Source organism: uncultured Veillonella sp., from assembly GCF_963522475.1.
In the GTDB taxonomy this organism is placed as follows: domain Bacteria; phylum Bacillota; class Negativicutes; order Veillonellales; family Veillonellaceae; genus Veillonella.
Genome location: NZ_CAUQYW010000008.1, coordinates 56,742 through 73,389, shown reverse-complemented (window position 1 = coordinate 73,389; position 16,648 = coordinate 56,742). Strand labels below are relative to the sequence as shown.

General features: G+C 37.3%; 11 protein-coding genes. 7 read left to right on the top strand and 4 right to left on the bottom strand.

Annotated features, from left to right (window positions below; all coding sequences use genetic code 11):
- The first annotated feature begins 1 nt into the window (after position 1).
- Entirely contained in the window at positions 2-1,483 is a 1,482-nt protein-coding gene (locus RWP19_RS06035; protein ID WP_314356869.1) for an amino acid permease, read from the top strand.
- Positions 1,484-1,608: 125 nt separating this feature from the next.
- Positions 1,609-1,926 carry a YbjQ family protein gene (locus tag RWP19_RS06030; RefSeq protein ID WP_314356868.1) on the top strand — a complete coding sequence of 106 codons (318 nt, stop codon included), beginning with the start codon at positions 1,609-1,611 and terminating at the stop codon, positions 1,924-1,926.
- An 89-nt stretch (positions 1,927-2,015) separates the two neighbouring features.
- Here RWP19_RS06030 and RWP19_RS06025 read toward each other — a convergent pair whose 3' ends face one another.
- From RWP19_RS06025 to RWP19_RS06010, 4 genes are all read right to left on the bottom strand, one after another.
- Positions 2,016-5,078 (bottom strand): efflux RND transporter permease subunit, encoded by a 3,063-nt coding sequence (locus RWP19_RS06025; RefSeq protein ID WP_314356867.1) that lies wholly within the window; start codon positions 5,076-5,078, stop codon positions 2,016-2,018.
- The gene (locus RWP19_RS06020) at positions 5,075-6,139 is read right to left on the bottom strand and encodes an efflux RND transporter periplasmic adaptor subunit (protein WP_314356866.1); all 1,065 of its coding nucleotides are present in this window, start codon (positions 6,137-6,139) and stop codon (positions 5,075-5,077) included. The genes RWP19_RS06025 and RWP19_RS06020 overlap by 4 nt, the downstream gene beginning before the upstream one ends.
- Positions 6,140-6,515: 376 nt before the next feature.
- The gene (locus RWP19_RS06015) at positions 6,516-7,880 is read right to left on the bottom strand and encodes a hemolysin family protein (protein ID WP_314356865.1); all 1,365 of its coding nucleotides are present in this window, start codon (positions 7,878-7,880) and stop codon (positions 6,516-6,518) included.
- A gap of 162 nt (positions 7,881-8,042) precedes the next feature.
- Positions 8,043-9,515, bottom strand: coding sequence for an alpha/beta hydrolase-fold protein (locus RWP19_RS06010; protein ID WP_314356864.1), 1,473 nt, complete (start codon positions 9,513-9,515; stop codon positions 8,043-8,045).
- A gap of 267 nt (positions 9,516-9,782) precedes the next feature.
- Between RWP19_RS06010 and RWP19_RS06005 the strand changes: the two genes are divergently transcribed.
- The 5 genes from RWP19_RS06005 to RWP19_RS05985 all read left to right on the top strand — a co-directional run bounded on the left by RWP19_RS06005 (position 9,783) and on the right by RWP19_RS05985 (position 16,604).
- A complete protein-coding gene (locus tag RWP19_RS06005) occupies positions 9,783-10,382 on the top strand; it encodes a class I SAM-dependent methyltransferase (RefSeq protein WP_314356863.1) in 600 nt (199 codons plus the stop codon).
- Positions 10,383-10,533: 151 nt separating this feature from the next.
- The gene (locus RWP19_RS06000; protein WP_314356862.1) at positions 10,534-11,577 is read left to right on the top strand and encodes a transcriptional regulator; all 1,044 of its coding nucleotides are present in this window, start codon (positions 10,534-10,536) and stop codon (positions 11,575-11,577) included.
- Between the two features lie 331 nt (positions 11,578-11,908).
- A complete protein-coding gene (locus RWP19_RS05995) occupies positions 11,909-13,888 on the top strand; it encodes a sulfatase-like hydrolase/transferase (RefSeq protein ID WP_314356861.1) in 1,980 nt (659 codons plus the stop codon).
- 44 nt (positions 13,889-13,932) lie between these two features.
- Positions 13,933-15,606: a PIG-L family deacetylase gene (locus RWP19_RS05990; protein WP_314356860.1), complete on the top strand. Its 1,674-nt coding sequence runs from the start codon at positions 13,933-13,935 to the stop codon at positions 15,604-15,606.
- Positions 15,607-15,608: 2 nt separating this feature from the next.
- On the top strand, positions 15,609-16,604 hold the full coding sequence (locus RWP19_RS05985) for a glycosyltransferase family 2 protein (RefSeq protein ID WP_314356859.1): 996 nt from the start codon (positions 15,609-15,611) through the stop codon (positions 16,602-16,604).
- The last annotated feature ends 44 nt before the right edge of the window (positions 16,605-16,648 follow it).

The following is a 16,648-nucleotide window of genomic DNA, read 5'->3' as shown; positions in this document are numbered from 1 at the left end:
CATGGATAATAATCAAAATAATAATGTAGAGTTTACCTCTAATAAAGATCAACATTTAAAGCGTTCCTTAAAAGCACGTCATATGAATATGATTGCTCTTGGTGGCGCTATCGGTACTGGCTTATTTGTAGCTGGTGGTGAGGTAGTAAGTACTGCAGGCCCTGGTGGTGCTCTTGTAGCATATGGACTGATTGGTCTTATGGTTTACTTCCTTATGACATCTCTTGGAGAAATGGCTACGTACTTACCGATTCCTGGTTCATTCGGTACTTATGCAAAACGGTATGTAGATCCTGCTTTTGGTTTTGCATTAGGTTGGAACTATTGGTTTAACTGGGCTATTACATTGGCTGCTGAAGTATTAGCAGGGGCTCTTATCATGAAATATTGGTTCCCAGATGTGCCTGCTATTGTATGGTCTGCTTTGTTCTTGCTCGTTTTATTCGGCTTGAACTATTTATCGACTCGTTCCTTTGGTGAAAGTGAATATGTATTCTCTAGCATCAAGGTTATTACCGTATTCGTATTCCTGTTCTGTGGCTTTATGCTTATCTTTGGTATTGGTGGTACATCTCCAGGCTTTACGAACTGGACAGTAGGGGAAGCGCCATTTGTAGGTGGTTGGGAATCTATTCTTGCTATCTTCATGGTGGCTGGTTTCTCATTCCAAGGTACTGAACTTATCGGTGTAGCCGCTGGTGAAGCAGAAAATCCAGAAAAGAATGTGCCAAAGGCGATTAATTCTATTTTCTGGCGTATATTATTGTTCTATATTGGTGCTTTCATAGTTATCGGTTTCTTAATTCCTTATACTGATCCAAATTTATTGAATTCTAGTGTAGAGAATGTATCTATTTCTCCATTTACACTCGTATTTGACCGATTTGGTTTTGCTTTTGCTGCTAGCTTTATCAATGCTATCATCTTAACGGCAGTACTTAGTGCTGGTAACTCTGGTCTTTATTCTTCTACTCGTATGCTATATGCACTTGCTAAAGAAGGGCAAGCACCAAAAATCTTCACTAAGCTTAATAAACATGGTGTTCCAGTGCCAGCGTTAATTTTAACTACAGCAATCGGTTTATTTGCATTCCTTACAAGCTTTATCGGCGAAGGTACTGCATATACTTGGATTGTTAATATTTCCGGTCTTTGCGGTTTTATCGCATGGGTTGGTATCGCTGTTTCTCACTATCGCTTCCGCCGTGCCTTCATTGCACAAGGTAGAGATCTTAAAGAATTACCTTACAAAGCGTGGTTGTTCCCAATTGGCCCAATCTTGGCGTTCATTCTTTGCATCATCATTATTGCTGGTCAAAACTACTCTGCTTTCACAGGCGATACAATCGACTGGTATGGCGTATCCGTTGCGTACATCGGATTGCCAATCTTCTTCGCAGTATACTTAGGTTACAAATACATCAAGAAAACTAAACTTGTTCCATTAAAAGAGGTTAACCTAGACCGCGATTTTGATCGATAAAAACATATAATTAGACCTGTTCATTATGAATGTAGTGAACAGGTCTTTTTTTGTGATTGTATTTCTGTAAAAGCCTTGCTATAATAAATCAAAATATATTGTAGTCAATTAGAAAGGATACAATTATGATTATTACTACAACTATGCATATTGAAAATAAACCAGTTCAAGAATATAAAGGTATCGTATTTGGTGAGGTCGTAGAAGGCCGTAACTTTGTGAAAGACTTTATGTCTGGCATTCGCGACATCGTTGGTGGCCGTAGTGGCAGTTATGAAAATTCTTTGATGAATGCCCGCCAAGCAGCCCTTGATGAAATGTCTCAACGTGCTTCTAAAATAGGTGCTAATGCTGTTATCGGCGTATCCTTCCAATACAGTACAGTAGGTGCAGAAAATGGCATGCTCATGGTCACATGCAATGGGACGGCCGTTGTAGTTTAATAAGTAATAAAAATCCCCCTATAAAAGTATTAGAAACTTTTATAGGGGGATTTTGTATTAGGTTTAATTTTATATTACTCTTTATTATCTTATTTTATCTTATACCATGTTGCGTACATGACTGGTAATACGATAAGTGTTAGCACTGTTGCTACTAGTAAGCCGCCGCTAAAGGCGATGGCAAGTGGGCTCCAGAATACAGATCCCATAAGAGGAATCATGCCTAAAATCGCTGCGATAGCGGTGAGCATGATAGGACGGAAACGAAGTGTAGCGGAGTTGATAATCGCTTCAAGTGGTTTTTGTCCTTCTGCTTTATGGATTTCAATTTGGTCTAACAAGATAATGGAGTTACGGATGATCATGCCCGAAAGGGCGATGATACCTAGAATAGCCATAAAACCTAATGGTGTTCTCGTAATATTGAGAGCTAATACGACGCCGATTAATCCAAGAGGCGCTGTGAGCAAAGCCATAATCATGAGGGCAATACGCTTTAATTGGAACATGAGGATTGTCATGATCACAAAGAGCATAATTGGCATTGGTGTTGCTAAATTTTGTACAGCTGTAACACTCTTTTCAGCGGCTCCATCAAGTTCAATGGTATAGCCTGTAGGCAAGGAGTCGCGAATGTCTTGTAAGGATTTATAAACTTCTTTTGTTTTCGCATTGCCTAAGACCCCGGCTTTTACATTGGCGTGAATACTGATGGTTGGCATCATGTTGCGATGCCAGATGATACCATCCTCTTGTGTCATGGTGATAGTTGCAATTTGGCTAAGCGGTACATAGGAACCATTACCTGTTTGTATCGGTAAGGAGGAGAGGGCACTTAAGTTGTGTTGTTCATTGTCTCCTAAACGGAATGTAACAGGGATAGTTTGGTTACCTTCGTAGTATTCACCAGATTTTGTACCTGATAATAGACTTTGTAAATGTAAAGATACAGCGTAGCTATCGATGCCAAGTAATCGAGCCTTGTTAGGGTCGATATGAACATTGGCTACTGGTTCCGTATCTGGCCAGTCAAAGGCAATATTCTGTAAATCCTTGTCACCTTGCATTTTGCTTTTTACTTGGTTCGCAATGTCTTTTACCACCTTTTGATCAGGACCTGCTACGCGGAGCATCACTGGATATTTAGATGGTGGCCCAATTTGTACAAATTGAGCATTTACGAGGGCTGAAGGAAATTCTTCATTTAAATAAGAAGTTAATTCACCATAGAGTTTATCTCGATCCTCTAAGGATTTTGTAACGATAACGTACTGCAAGAAGTTATTTCGTTGCAACTCAGGTTCTAAGGTGAGAACGAAACGCGGAGAACCTTGTCCTATATAGGATGTAAAGGTTGAAATGTGTTCGTTACCTTGTAAATGTTCATCGATGATTTTTGCCTGATTTGCAGTGTATTCAATAGATGAACTTTGAGGAAATTGCATGGATACGATGATTTCATTACGCGTTGATGATGGGAAAAATTCCTGCTTGATCAATGGTAGTGAAAGTAGGGATAATACAAAGGCACCTAATGTGATGAGTAATACTACCTTATGATGTCCTAAAGCCCAATGTAACAGTCTTTCAAATTTATCATAGAATGTAACATTGAGATTGTGCATGATATGGTCTCGTTTGGTCCATTCGGATTCAGGTTTTGGAGCCTTGTTTTCTATGATTTTGTAGCCGAGAACAGGGCTGACGAGAACAGAGGCGAACCAAGATAGGATGAGAGCCATAAATACAACGATGGATAGAGATTTTGTAAACTCTGCTACCATACCTTGGGCTAATGCTAATGGCAAGAAGCCAGCACAGGTAATAAGTGTACCAGATAGCATAGGGAATGCTGTTGATTGGTAAGCGAAGGTAGCAGATCTAAAGTGACCCCAACCTTCTTCGAGCTTAACGCTCATCATTTCTACTACGATGATGGCATCATCTACGAGAAGGCCTAGTGACAAGATAAGAGCACCAAGGCTAACCTTGTGCAAATAGATTCCGCTTTCATACATCAAAATGAAGGTCGTAGACACAACAACTGGAATCGTGAGTGCTACAACAACGCCTGTACGTAAGCCAAGAGATGCAAAGCTTACGAGCAATACGATGGCAATGGCTTCAAATAGAGATTGAGAGAAATCGCCGATAGATTCCTTAACGATATGTGGCTGATTTGATACTTGATTAAGTTCAAGGCCTGCAGGAATAGTTTTCTTCAATTCTGCTAGCTTTTTATCGATAGCTTCACCAAATTCCACATTATTGCCACCTGCATCCATGGAGATAGCGATGCCTATAGCTGGCTTACCTTCATAGTAGAACTGCGGATTACTAGGATCTTGATAAGTCATGGTTACATCAGCCATGTCGCCAAGGCGCAAGGTTTGATTATTAATGCGAATAGGCATATCTTGTACGGCTTGAGGGCTATCGAATAGACCGTTTACTCGAAGATATACATTATTTGTGTCCGTTGTAACCATACCAGCTGGCACCATCATACTTTGCTGTTTGATAGCTGTTAACAGCTGTTGTGTACTGATTTTATAGGATGCTAGTTTATCCTTATTAATCGTTACATTAAGGGTTTGTTGTTGAACCCCAATAAGGCTGATTTTCTTAACATTAGGAACAGATAAAAGCTGACGTTTTAAGTCTTCCGCTTGTTGACGCTTTTCTTCATAAGAAAATTCATCACCGCTAATGGCGTAAATAATGCCGTATACATCATCGAATCTATCGTTAATAGTCGGTCCTTGAACACCCTGAGGTAATGATTTCCATTCGTCGTTAATCATGTTCCGCGCTTCTTCCCAAGCGGGGCGGATTTTATCAGATGGTAGGTTTTCTTTCAGATTAATATAAATAACTGATTTGCTGCCATCTGTGAAAGATTTTGTATAATCGACGCCCGGAAGATCGCGCAGTTTTTCTTCTAATTTGTCCGTTACCTGATCCGACATTTCTTGTGGGGAAGCCCCTGGCCAAGCAACGCCGACAACCATGGTGCGCATCGTAAAGTCTGGGTCTTCCATACGTCCCATGTGGTTGTAAGAAAAGATACCAAAGGTGAGTAGCACAGCCATGAAGTAGTAGATAATGGACTTGTGTTTGAGGGCCCATTCGGCTAAGTTAAATTGTTTCATTGACTAACCGCCGTCCCTTCTTGTAATTGTTGAGTGCCTGCGGTGATGACAATGTCGCCCTTAGTTAAACCAGATGTAACGATGACGGAGTTTTTACCAAACTCACCAGTCTTAATAGGCACGAGATGAGCCTTCTTATCGCGGATAATATACACTGCATTATTACCGTTAGAGTCTTTTACAAGAGCCGTCAATGGAATAGAAATATTGGTACTATCTGTGGTAGATAGATTTGCATTGACAGTCATGCCTAGTTGTACCTCTTTAGGTGGATTTTGTAAGGTAATTTTTACGGTATACGTTCTTGCTACAGGATCAGGAACTGGTGAAATTTCACGGACTACACCTTGTACGGTTACATCAGGTAGAGCCCAGAATGTAATAGTAGCAGGGCTGCCCACATGAACCTTGGTCAACTCTTGCTCAGGAAGGGCAATGACTGCTTCTGGGTCGTGACCGGCCGCTAAGGTGCCAACGCTTTGACCCGCTGCTACGACTTGGCCTGCTTCAATATTGAAAGCAGTAATAATACCTGTATCAGGGGCCGTCAAATTGGTATAGCTATTTTGATTGCTACTCAAGTTGAGACTCGCCTGTGCTTGTTGTAATTGAGCAGATGTGGCATTCAATTGGTTTTCTGCTTGATCTAATTGCAACTTACTAATCGCTTGTTGAGCATAGAGCTCGCGATATCGTTTCGCATTGGTTTCTGCTAATTCATAGGCCGATTGAGCAGCTTTCACAGCACCCTCAGCATTTTGTACTTGAGCTGATGTATCTGAACCATTGATTTGAGCAATTACTTGGCCTGCTTGTACAGTATCACCGACATTGACAAATTTGTTGATGATGCGACCCCCAATTTGAAAGGCTAAGTTTGTTTCCGTTTTATTATGGATAGTGCCTGAATAGCCAGCACTAGTAGTACCAGATTCTTCACCGATGGTGATGGTGCGTACCTTGAGGCTAGTATCCTCAGATTGCTTTTCAGATCCGCAACCACTGATTATAGCAGTCCCTATTAAGAGGGCTCCTATGGTTGCTATGACTTTTTGATTCATAGAATCTCTCCTTTATACCACACATAAGCCCTATGACACATAACTACATATAGGTAACATTTATAGGACTTTATATTTTATGAGAATAGATCTAATTTAGATATTAGAGTTATTTTAGATAATAGCTCTATTAGGTCTAATTATATATTTTATATAATTTAATAATACTATATTTATATATAAACTGCTAGCCTATATGCTTAAAATATAAGAATTATCTATTTATTTTTCAGATTTAGATATATTGAAAGATATATATTTGTAGAAATGGATTATTTTGTGATAAGGATTAAGGGATACAAAAAAGTGAGTCCTTCACAGGAGAACTCACTCTTTATAAATCTACAATGCTCATAAGTCTACAAGCTAGTAGGTATTAATCTTTTTCTTCTGTTTCTTGTACTACGATAGGTTCTTCATAGGTTACAAGAATCTTATCGATACGGGTGTTATCCATATCTACCACCTCAAAGGTATAGCCATTCCATTTTGCTTTGTCTAATTCTTTTGGAATGCGGCCAAAGAGAACGTTTAATAGACCGCCCATCGTTTTGTACAAGTCTTTTTCTTCACCTGGTAATTCTTCATCGATGTGGAAGAATTCTTTGAATTCGTCTACGTCGAGAAGGCCATCTACAAGCCAGGAACCATCTTCACGTTCGACGATTTTGTTTTCTTCTTCCTTGATTTCTTCTTCACCAGAAGGCATGAGACCTACGATTTCTTCCATAATGTCATGTAAGGTTACAAGACCGCTGAAACCGCCGTATTCGTCGAGAACGATTGTTTCGTGAACTCCTTCTGTACGGAGTACATTCAATAATTTCATGAGTGTAATGGATTCTGGAATGAGTAATGGTTCTTTCAAACAAGATTCAATAATATCATGAATGGAGCGTTCGCTAGGACGTTGCATGATTTGAACCAATACGTCAGATACAGTTACGAGCCCCTTTAGTTCGTCCAAGGAATCAGTACCTACAGGAATGCGATAATGGTTAGCATTTTTGAGGACTTCCATAATTTCATCCTCTGTGCCATTAAGGTCAATCCATTTGAGCTGCGTACGAGGTGTCATAATGTCGCCAGCATTCATATCTGCAAGGTGGAAGATATTTTCTACGAGGATAGGTTCCTCTTCTTCGTAAGCACCCATGGCAACACCTTCGGTGAGCATCTTGTTGATTTCGGACTCTGTAACAGGAGCCTCTTCTTTCACAGTCACGCCTAGTAATTTTAAGAGAAATTCTGTGGAAACTCCGAGAAAACTAACGATAGGTTTCAATACTACAGATAACCAGTAAATTGGTTTTGCCACTACAACAGCAATGCTTTCAGGACTATTTAAAGCCAAACGTTTTGGTACGAGCTCGCCAATAACGAGGGATAAATAGGTGATAATAGCAACGATGAGTAAGGAGCTAATGGATGCTGCATAGGGCTCAATACTTGGAATATTAGCTACTAAAATTTCTTCTAATGGACCAGAGAAGGTCGCACCAGAATATAAACCAGTTAAAATACCAACGAGAGTAATTCCAATTTGAATAGTAGAAAACATATTATTTGGATTCTCTGCTAATTCAAAAGCTTTTTTAGCACGCTCGTTGCCTGCCTCTGCCATTTCCTCTAATTTTCGTTTCTTCGCATTGACGATGGCCAATTCCGTCATAGAGAACAAGCCGTTGGCGATAATTAATACGATGATAATTATAAAATCTAAGGTCAGATCACTGTCCATGTAAATAGATACTCCTTTTATATAATTCTGCACATGAGAATATTAAAATATTACTCTTTAGTATACCATATTAGAACGATACATGTGAAAGCACCTCATAGTACATATAGATGCAAGTGAAAATATAATAAAAGCACCCCATAGGGTGCTTTTATATAGGGTCTATTTTTCTTTAGTTTGGCTAAATAACCAGTCTCTAATGCCTTCGATATTATAAGCTACAGACCATGTGTACATGTGGTTGCCATCTTTAAATACCGTGTAATTAATAGGAGCCTTTTGATCGACTGTAGCTTTCACCAATGCGTCGAATTGTTCCGGTGTAGAATGGCTATCCCACATAGGAGAGGTTGCAATTTTAGTGCCTAAGTCGGCCCAATTTTTAGTAGCTATATTCATGCCAGGATATGCTTTGTCATCGCCTTCGGATACGAGAATCCACAATTTTTTATCCTTTAATACTTTCATTTCCTCCGTATTCCATTGGCATGCTACGAGGAATTGAGCAGTAAACAAATCAGGATGTTTGTCGCTAATAGCAATGTTTGCCATACCACCTTGAGACTGACCAGAACCGTAAATTCGGTTCTTATCAATTGGATACGTAGCGATGACATGATGTAATAGATTATCTACTAAGGTAAGACCTGGAGTCCATTCATTTTTATCGGTAGTCATCATACCAAGTGTATCTACTAAATCTTGAGTGTATTGAGGGGCAACGATGATAGCTTCATGTTTTGCTTGTTCCTCAGGGCTCGCGAAAACTGTAGCACCATTACCTTGGAATAGTACCGTGCGATTATCATTGATATTGGCACTGGAGTCAGCTATGAAGAAGTATAGAGGATATTGTTTTGATGCATCATAGTTTTTCGGTAAAAATATATTGTAAGGAATGCTATTACCCGTAGTTGGATCTGTGTAAATATATGTTTTAAAATCATCCATAATAGTAGATGCCGTAGATGTATTGATTACGCTCGTTTGTGAAGGGCCGTATATAGTACCTGTTTTTGTCACTACCGGTTGAACTTGTGTGACTGTAACGTTTAAATCAGGCAATTTACGATTGGAACGCAGCGGTGCATCGCCGCCTACAGCACTATTATTTTTAGGTTTATTAGAGCGTGGTGCTAATACGAATGGTGTAGAGTTTTCATATTCAAATTCCACTACAACGTATTGATCAGCTGCTGTAGCTTTAGAGTTTTTGTCTTTTTTACTAGTTTTGACTGTATTTGTTTGTCCTACTGTTGTATCTATTTGAGGGGCACCATTGTGCAAACCTTTAGCTGTAGATTTGTAATTTTCTTTCAGTTCAGGCACAGAATTAGTATAGATATTGTTGATTGTTTTGCCTTCTACCGTGAAAGTATTGAGCGCTAGTGCACTTTCTTGGATTGCTTCTGGATATTTGATGATAATAGCCGCTATTTTTTCACCATCACCATAAATTTTTGGCACTGCCGTTACAGATTGCATGCCGTACGCTTCTGTTTGATGAGTCTTAGCTTCAGAAGTAGCAGTGGTAGAGCTTGTACTAGAAACAGTAGTAGCCATGTCCGTAGCAGCTAGTGCATTTGTCGTGGAAAGTGTGCCTAGCACAAGGGCCATTAATAAGATTTTATTCATTATATCTCCTTATTTTACAGCATTTATCAAAATATTGATTAAATTATATAATAAAATTAAATTTAGTGCAATTTATTAAAATTTGTGTAATTTATAATTACATATATTGGATAGATAATCTTTATTTATTGATTGCATAGGTAATATTTATTATTGATAGAGAAATATAATGTAATAGGAAATTAGTAGTAGATTTTGTAAGATAGTATAATAGAAACAACAACAATATAACATGGCGCAATATTTACGATAGTTGGGAGTGTATCAATGGCAACCGACCAAGAATGGGAAAGTATATTACAAATAAAGACAGCAGGTCGCGATGATAGTCGGTCTGATACGGAGCATCATCCGTACGAGCCGACAAATTATTGCGTCCTCGAGCGCTTGGCGAACAGCGATCATATCCACAAGAAAAATACCCTCATCGATTATGGTAGTGGCAAGGGTCGTGTCAGCATTTTTATGGCCTACCAAACGGGTTGTCATTCTATTGGTATCGAATACGATGAACGATTATATGAAAAGGCTCTTATCAATGGTGAAAGCCCAGCTGCTCGCAACCGTGTAAGTTTTGTTCATGGTGATGCGGCGCTTTATGAATTACCAGATCAAGCAGATCGATGCTTTTTCTTTAATCCCTTTGCACTCCATACGATTAAGCGGGTCTTAGGAAATATATTTGATTCCCTGTATCATCATCCTCGTGAAATTAAGCTTTTTTTCTACTACGTAAATGAAGAGGTAGAAAACTTCTTAAATAACCATGTGCGACTCGAACAAGAAGAACCTATCGATTGCAGCAATCTATTTGAAGAAAGCGATGAAAAGGAACGAATTTTAGTGTATTCAGTTAATTTATTTTAGTGCATTGATTATTAAGGAAAAAGCAGATAAATTCTGCTATAATAATATATTAGAGATTATAAAATCAAATTATTTTTTATGGTTCTATACATTGATTCGTATACGCTAATGTAGTGGATAGGGCTGAGTGTATTGAAGAATGGAGGTACCCGTGGAAATCATCGATACAGCATTGATTGAACGTATTCGTAAGGCCTTAATTAAACGATATGATCGAGATCAACAGATTCAACAAATGATTGAAGAAATCGGTGCTGAAGAGGGTCTCAATGAGTCCGAATTAGCTATTGTCTATCAAGCATATTTAGAGGTTAAGGAACGGATATACTACACATCCTCTCTCGTTGATTTATGGAATCAAATTGAAGAGGTTCAAAAAAGAATGTCTATGCTACATACCTATGATTCTCTTGAACAGGATTTATTTGGCGATGTACTAGGCGATGGTAAAGACGATAGCATTATTTATGATAAATCCTATATTGGCAAGGGTGCTAGCCATAATAATGATTTGTACGCTATGGAACAGGTGCAATTATCCGATATTCCTGTACAACATGATTCTACAATGGGTATGAATCATATCAAGTTGAATGAATTACATTCTATGGGTGGGCTTTTTACAGGTTCTGGTGAAAGCTCTCATCATAAAGTATCTAATTTTGATGAAGATGTAGTAGAGCATATGGATGTTAATTCTTTAGATGGTGTGGAAAGTTTAGAAGTTCGTCATTTGGATGAAGAAAATAAACATAAATCCTCAGATGATGTACTCAATGATGATATTGATAAGGATGAAGATGACATAACTTCTATTGATCCGTATACAGCGGTAAATGCTTTGTTATTTGGCAAATCTGGTTTGGATTCTGATAAATCTAATAAGAAGATGGAAAAGCTTCTTAAAAAACAATTGAAACGCGTAGATGATGAATGGGCGCGTATCAATGGGACTGATGATAAGTCTAAAAAATCCAAAGAAGATAAGAAATCTAAAGAGGGAAAAAAATCTAAGGACGAAAAGAAGTGTAAAGAGGATAAAAAAGGCAAAAAAAATAAAAAGTCTAAAAACTCTAAGGAAGATAAATATTCTAAATCCGAAGATAAGTTAAATAAAAAGAAAGACAAGAAAAAAGATAAGAAGAAGGATAAAAAATCCAAAAAGGATGAATCCGAAAAAAAGCAAAAACGATAGTTTCCGTATGGAATAGTAAGGGCTATAAGAAGGCTCAGGAGAGTACTAGTGCTAAGAAATTGGCAAGTACTGGGACTATCGACCGTGGATGCGGTAAATGTAAACGGTGTAAGGGGCCTAAATGTAAGAAATATCCAACATAATTCTAAATAGAATAGTTTGTAAGGATTATAAAATCTAAACTGTGTTTAGAATGATTAAAATTTGGGCAGTATAGAATGTAGTTTTGTTATATATCATTATAGTTTGGTTATATGTAGTGGTTAGGATATGTAGCATAGTAGTTACGTTATATAACAATTAGGTTATAGGACAGAACAGTTAGGGGTTAATGATGAACCGATGGCAACGATTATTTGAAGGAATAAAGACGGAGATTAAGGTATTTATCTTTTTCTCTGCTTTATTGACTGCATTTAGAATCGTGTTTCTTGCAGTATTTCAATCACAACTAGCTTCAGTGACGATGGAGAATATCCTTACGTCCTTATGGCTAGGCTTTAGATTGAGTCTCAAGACCGTCGGTTCTTTGTGTTTAATAGGCTTTTTAGGAGGCACATTGGTGCATACCTTTGTACCGAAATGGCCATCTTTGCGTATTAAACAGGTTATATATTCCATTGCCACTGTATTATTAACATTCTTATTCTTGGGACGTATTCCGTTCTATAAGATTTTTAATTCTTCTTATAATGCGATGCTCATCAATGGTAAGAACGATGATATCGGTGCCATTGTTAATACAGCCATCAATGAATATAACGCATTGATGTATATCGTTGGAGCCGTTGTGTTGAGCGCAGCCCTTTGTTGGTTCCTCGTCAAATTTTTGGCGTGGGGTACAAAGAAATATAGTGATTATGCTAATACTCAATTAGGTTGTAACACTTGGTATCCTAAGACGAAGAAAACGCAATGGATTACAGGAATTGTATTGACTGTAGTTATCGGTATATTAGGACTGTTCTTTAGATTTGGCGGTGCTTTTAACTATACGAATTCCATCAACTGGGAAAGTGCGGCGCGCCTCAGTTCTAATTTATTAAACGAAACTATCCTCGATGATGTGCAGGCACTTTATCGCGTTAAAAGCATCGCTAAACGTGCTGCAGATCTAGAGGTTATCAATTTAACGCCTCAAGAATTGAGCGAAAAGATTAGTGCTGTTGGTGGTACATATAATGGTAAAGATTTTGATGGTTCTTTCACAAGAACTATTACAACCCAACGTTTAGAGGAGCAACCGCAGTCCATTAATATCGTTCTCGGTGAATCCTATGGTTTGTGGCCATTCCTCGCTGAATACAATGAACCTGGTGCGTACCTCGTTGAACAAGGCCGTAAATACGCTGCTAGCCCTCAAGCGATGGGAACACAGCTAGCGCTTGCTCAAGGTACAGGTACCATGCCAGCTATCAATGGTTTATTAACTGGTATGCCTGATACAGGTCTATATCCGAACTACGAAGGTGAAAGCTTCAAACAACCGTATGGCTTAGGCATTGGTTCTGTTATGAAAAAACTAGGCTATAAAACAGTATTCTGGTATGGCGGTTTTAGTACATGGCAAAATGTTAAGAACTTTGCTCTATCTCAAGGTTTTGATGAATTCCATGATGCTTCTGAAATGCCAAGTGATGAAAGTAATGCGTGGGGCGTAGCCGATAAGGATATGTTTAAAGCGATTTCCGCGTACATGGATCAACATAGAGGGGAAAAAATCCTCAATGTAATCATGACCACATCTAATCATCCTCCATATAGCGTTAACGTTGCTAAAGAGGGCTATGATGTGAACAAGGTAAAAGGCCATTTGCCTGATACAATCGCTGAAACAGATAAAGAATTGAACGAAATGGGTCATATTTGGTATGCAGATCATGTAATGGGTGAATATATCGCTAGGGAAGAAAAAGCAGATCCATCGGCACTCTTCGTTATTACTGGGGACCATAGCGAACGTTTTACCTTTGCTCGTGAAGTAGGTCCTAATGTGGCGTCTACGATTCCAATTATCTTTTATGGTCGCGGCATTCATAAAGATTGGCTTGCTCCTAATGCCTTTGGTATGAGTATTCAAATCATTCCAACATTGGCAGAACTTGTAGGTCGACCTGGTCAAACCTATGAAGCCATGGTGCCAAGCTTGTTTACACAAGAGAAATTTGTCTTTAATCATAGACTCTATCTAGATAATAGTGGAAAACTCATGGACCAAGGTACAAATATGCCTCAAGCTTATGGTGATATGATTAAAAACATGCGTGAATTAGCGGCATGGCGGATTAAACATGGGGATGTTATACAGTAATTGTAAATAGTATATAGAATTAGTAATTGGGAGTTTTTCTATTTATGAATGCATCTAGTTTTTCTTACGAAAAATTCTTTCATGGTCATTCAGTTATGTTTATTGTTCCTCACGAAGATGATGAGATTAATATGGCTGGTGCCACTATATATGGGGCGATACAAGAAGGGCTAGATGTATATGTAGTTTTTCTTACAAATGGTGATTATGAATATACTTTTGATGTGCGATGTAATGAGACATATCAAATGGCTAAAGAAATTGGATTACCTCAAGAGAATATTATTTTCTTAGGATTTGGCGATTTTATTGGTCATGAAATTATTTATAATAAATCAGCAGTTATTACGAGTCATGCTAATCATAATCAAACATATGGAGCTGATTTTGCTAGTTTAGTAATGTCTAAGCCCAAACTATATTCTTGGAATAGTATTGTAGAATCTGTGATTGATGTAATTTTATATTTTAAACCAGATACAATTATAGCTACGGATTATGATACTCATGTAGACCACAGATTATGTGCATTTGCAGTTGAAAGTGCAATGGAATGGATTATAAAACATACTGAGTTTAGACCTCAACTTTTAAAAGGTTTTGCTTATGCTACAGGATATGAAACGATAGATGATTACTATAATAATCATCTATTATCTACTGTAATAAATAAAAAAGCATTACCAACTGATGAATTTAGTACAGGAAATCCAACTTTATCTTGGATACATCGTCTAAGAATGTCGGTTCCTCAAGCATGTCGAGAAAAGAAATTAATACAAAATCCTATTTTTAAGGCTATGGCGTCTCATGTGAGTCAACAAGGGTATAAACGTGGTTCTCGACTTATTAATGGTGATCAAGTATTTTGGAAAAGAAGAACTGATAATATAGCTTTACATGCAGATATAACAGTTTCATCTGGGAATGCTAACTATCTCAATGACTTTTTACGTTTTAACACTGTAGATGTCAAATCTAATGTATATGATGCAAATAACTATATGTGGATGCCATCAGTAGATGATACAAAACGTAAGGTTCATATTTCTTTTACAAAAATTACCCAAATACAGGTAATTCAGTTATTTGGTAGTGTACATAAGTCTCATGAATTATACTCTATTCGTATTGAAACTAGTGCTGGTAAACATGTGCAACTAGATGAAATTATTCATATAGGGCAGGGTATATCTTATATTTTTGATAAACCATTATTCTTAGAGTGGATTGATATATATATTGATAAACAATGTTTGGGATTATCTGAAATAGAATTGTATAGTGCTAATAATGATATATATGATTATTGCCATATATTAGCAGATAATCATTTTATGTATAATTGGGTGGTATATCCAGGTGAAAAAATTCCAATGATTACGCCTTATATTGAAAGTCTTAGAGAAGATATGACTACATATGGTAAAACAAGACGAAAAAATTCTTATAGGTGGCTAATTAATGGTAAATATGTAGATGATTGTGCATTACAGAGTACAATTGAGCGAGAGTTAAGTACTAGTTCATTACAATTACGATTAGAGTCTAGTGATGGATCAGTTTTTTGTGAGTCTACGATTCGTAAGGGCAGTTTTAAAGATTGGTGTTCTTTGAAATGGAATCAATTACAAGATAAATTGGCTTATGTAAGGGTTAAATCGAAATATAAACAGGGATATAAAGCGGCACAGGCATATAAACAAGAAGGTGTATAATTATGGAGAATCAGAATAGACCATTAGTATCAATTGTTATTCCTGTGTACAAAGCAGAAGAATATATTGGTAAGTGTATTGAAAGTTTACAAAATCAAACATATAGTAATTTACAAATCATATTGATTGAAGATAGTTCACCAGATAATAGTGGACAAATTTGTGATGATTATGCAGCAAGGGATGATAGAATTACTGTTATTCATCATGAGCGTAATATGGGTGTTAGTAAGACGCGTAATGATGGACTTGCTATCGTAAAAGGGGAATACATTGCCTTTGTAGATGGTGATGATTACGTAGCACCGACTATGATAGAAGATTGCTTATCAACAATTAATGAGAAACAAGTAGATGTAGTTGTTTTTGATATCGCTGTTGTAGAAAATGGCAAGATAAGTCCACGACATATGGATGAACATTATTTCATAGATATTAAAAGTGCGTATACAGCATTGATTGAAGATAAAATTCCAAATTATTTATGTAATAAATTTTTTAAGGCAAATGCATGGAAAGAAATTCGATTAAAAGAAAATACAGATTTTGAGGACCTTATGATTATGCCGTTGGTCTTTAAAAATCTTTCATCTGTTTATTATTTACAAAAATCTCTTTACTTTTATAATTGTGATAATGAAAATTCAATTACAAGTAATTGGAGTGCAAAGAGCAAATATGGGTTATTTTGTTCATATTTATATCGTCAACCATTAGCTGAGGAACTAGGTATGACAGACTTTGTGCGATACTGTCGTCATAGAGCCATTCGCAGTGCTGTTGGGGGAATTGGTTTTAACCTAGCAAAACCAGAATTACAAGAAAAACAGATAGAGCATATGCTAGAGTATTTAAAACAAGAGGAACAGTCTTCTGATATGCCTGCCATAGGTGCTAAATATCAAGTGTTATTATACGGTGCACTCCATGCTCCAATTATCTCAAAACTGTATGGTCATATGATGTTTGGATTGGAACGAATCAAGAAATCTTTATAATTGAATAAGTAATTAATTTTATATCCGGATTGAAATTATATAAA

What these genes read in the sequence shown, in the direction of transcription:
- RWP19_RS05995 (WP_314356861.1), top strand. Translation starts at nt 11,909, where the DNA reads ATGATGAACCGATGGCAACGATTATTTGAAGGAATAAAGACGGAGATT.
- RWP19_RS06005 (WP_314356863.1), top strand. Translation starts at nt 9,783, where the DNA reads ATGGCAACCGACCAAGAATGGGAAAGTATATTACAAATAAAGACAGCA.
- RWP19_RS05985 (WP_314356859.1), top strand. Translation starts at nt 15,609, where the DNA reads ATGGAGAATCAGAATAGACCATTAGTATCAATTGTTATTCCTGTGTAC.
- RWP19_RS06015 (WP_314356865.1), bottom strand. Translation starts at nt 7,880, where the DNA reads ATGGACAGTGATCTGACCTTAGATTTTATAATTATCATCGTATTAATT.
- RWP19_RS06035 (WP_314356869.1), top strand. Translation starts at nt 2, where the DNA reads ATGGATAATAATCAAAATAATAATGTAGAGTTTACCTCTAATAAAGAT.
- RWP19_RS06020 (WP_314356866.1), bottom strand. Translation starts at nt 6,139, where the DNA reads ATGAATCAAAAAGTCATAGCAACCATAGGAGCCCTCTTAATAGGGACT.
- RWP19_RS06025 (WP_314356867.1), bottom strand. Translation starts at nt 5,078, where the DNA reads ATGAAACAATTTAACTTAGCCGAATGGGCCCTCAAACACAAGTCCATT.
- RWP19_RS06010 (WP_314356864.1), bottom strand. Translation starts at nt 9,515, where the DNA reads ATGAATAAAATCTTATTAATGGCCCTTGTGCTAGGCACACTTTCCACG.
- RWP19_RS06030 (WP_314356868.1), top strand. Translation starts at nt 1,609, where the DNA reads ATGATTATTACTACAACTATGCATATTGAAAATAAACCAGTTCAAGAA.
- RWP19_RS05990 (WP_314356860.1), top strand. Translation starts at nt 13,933, where the DNA reads ATGAATGCATCTAGTTTTTCTTACGAAAAATTCTTTCATGGTCATTCA.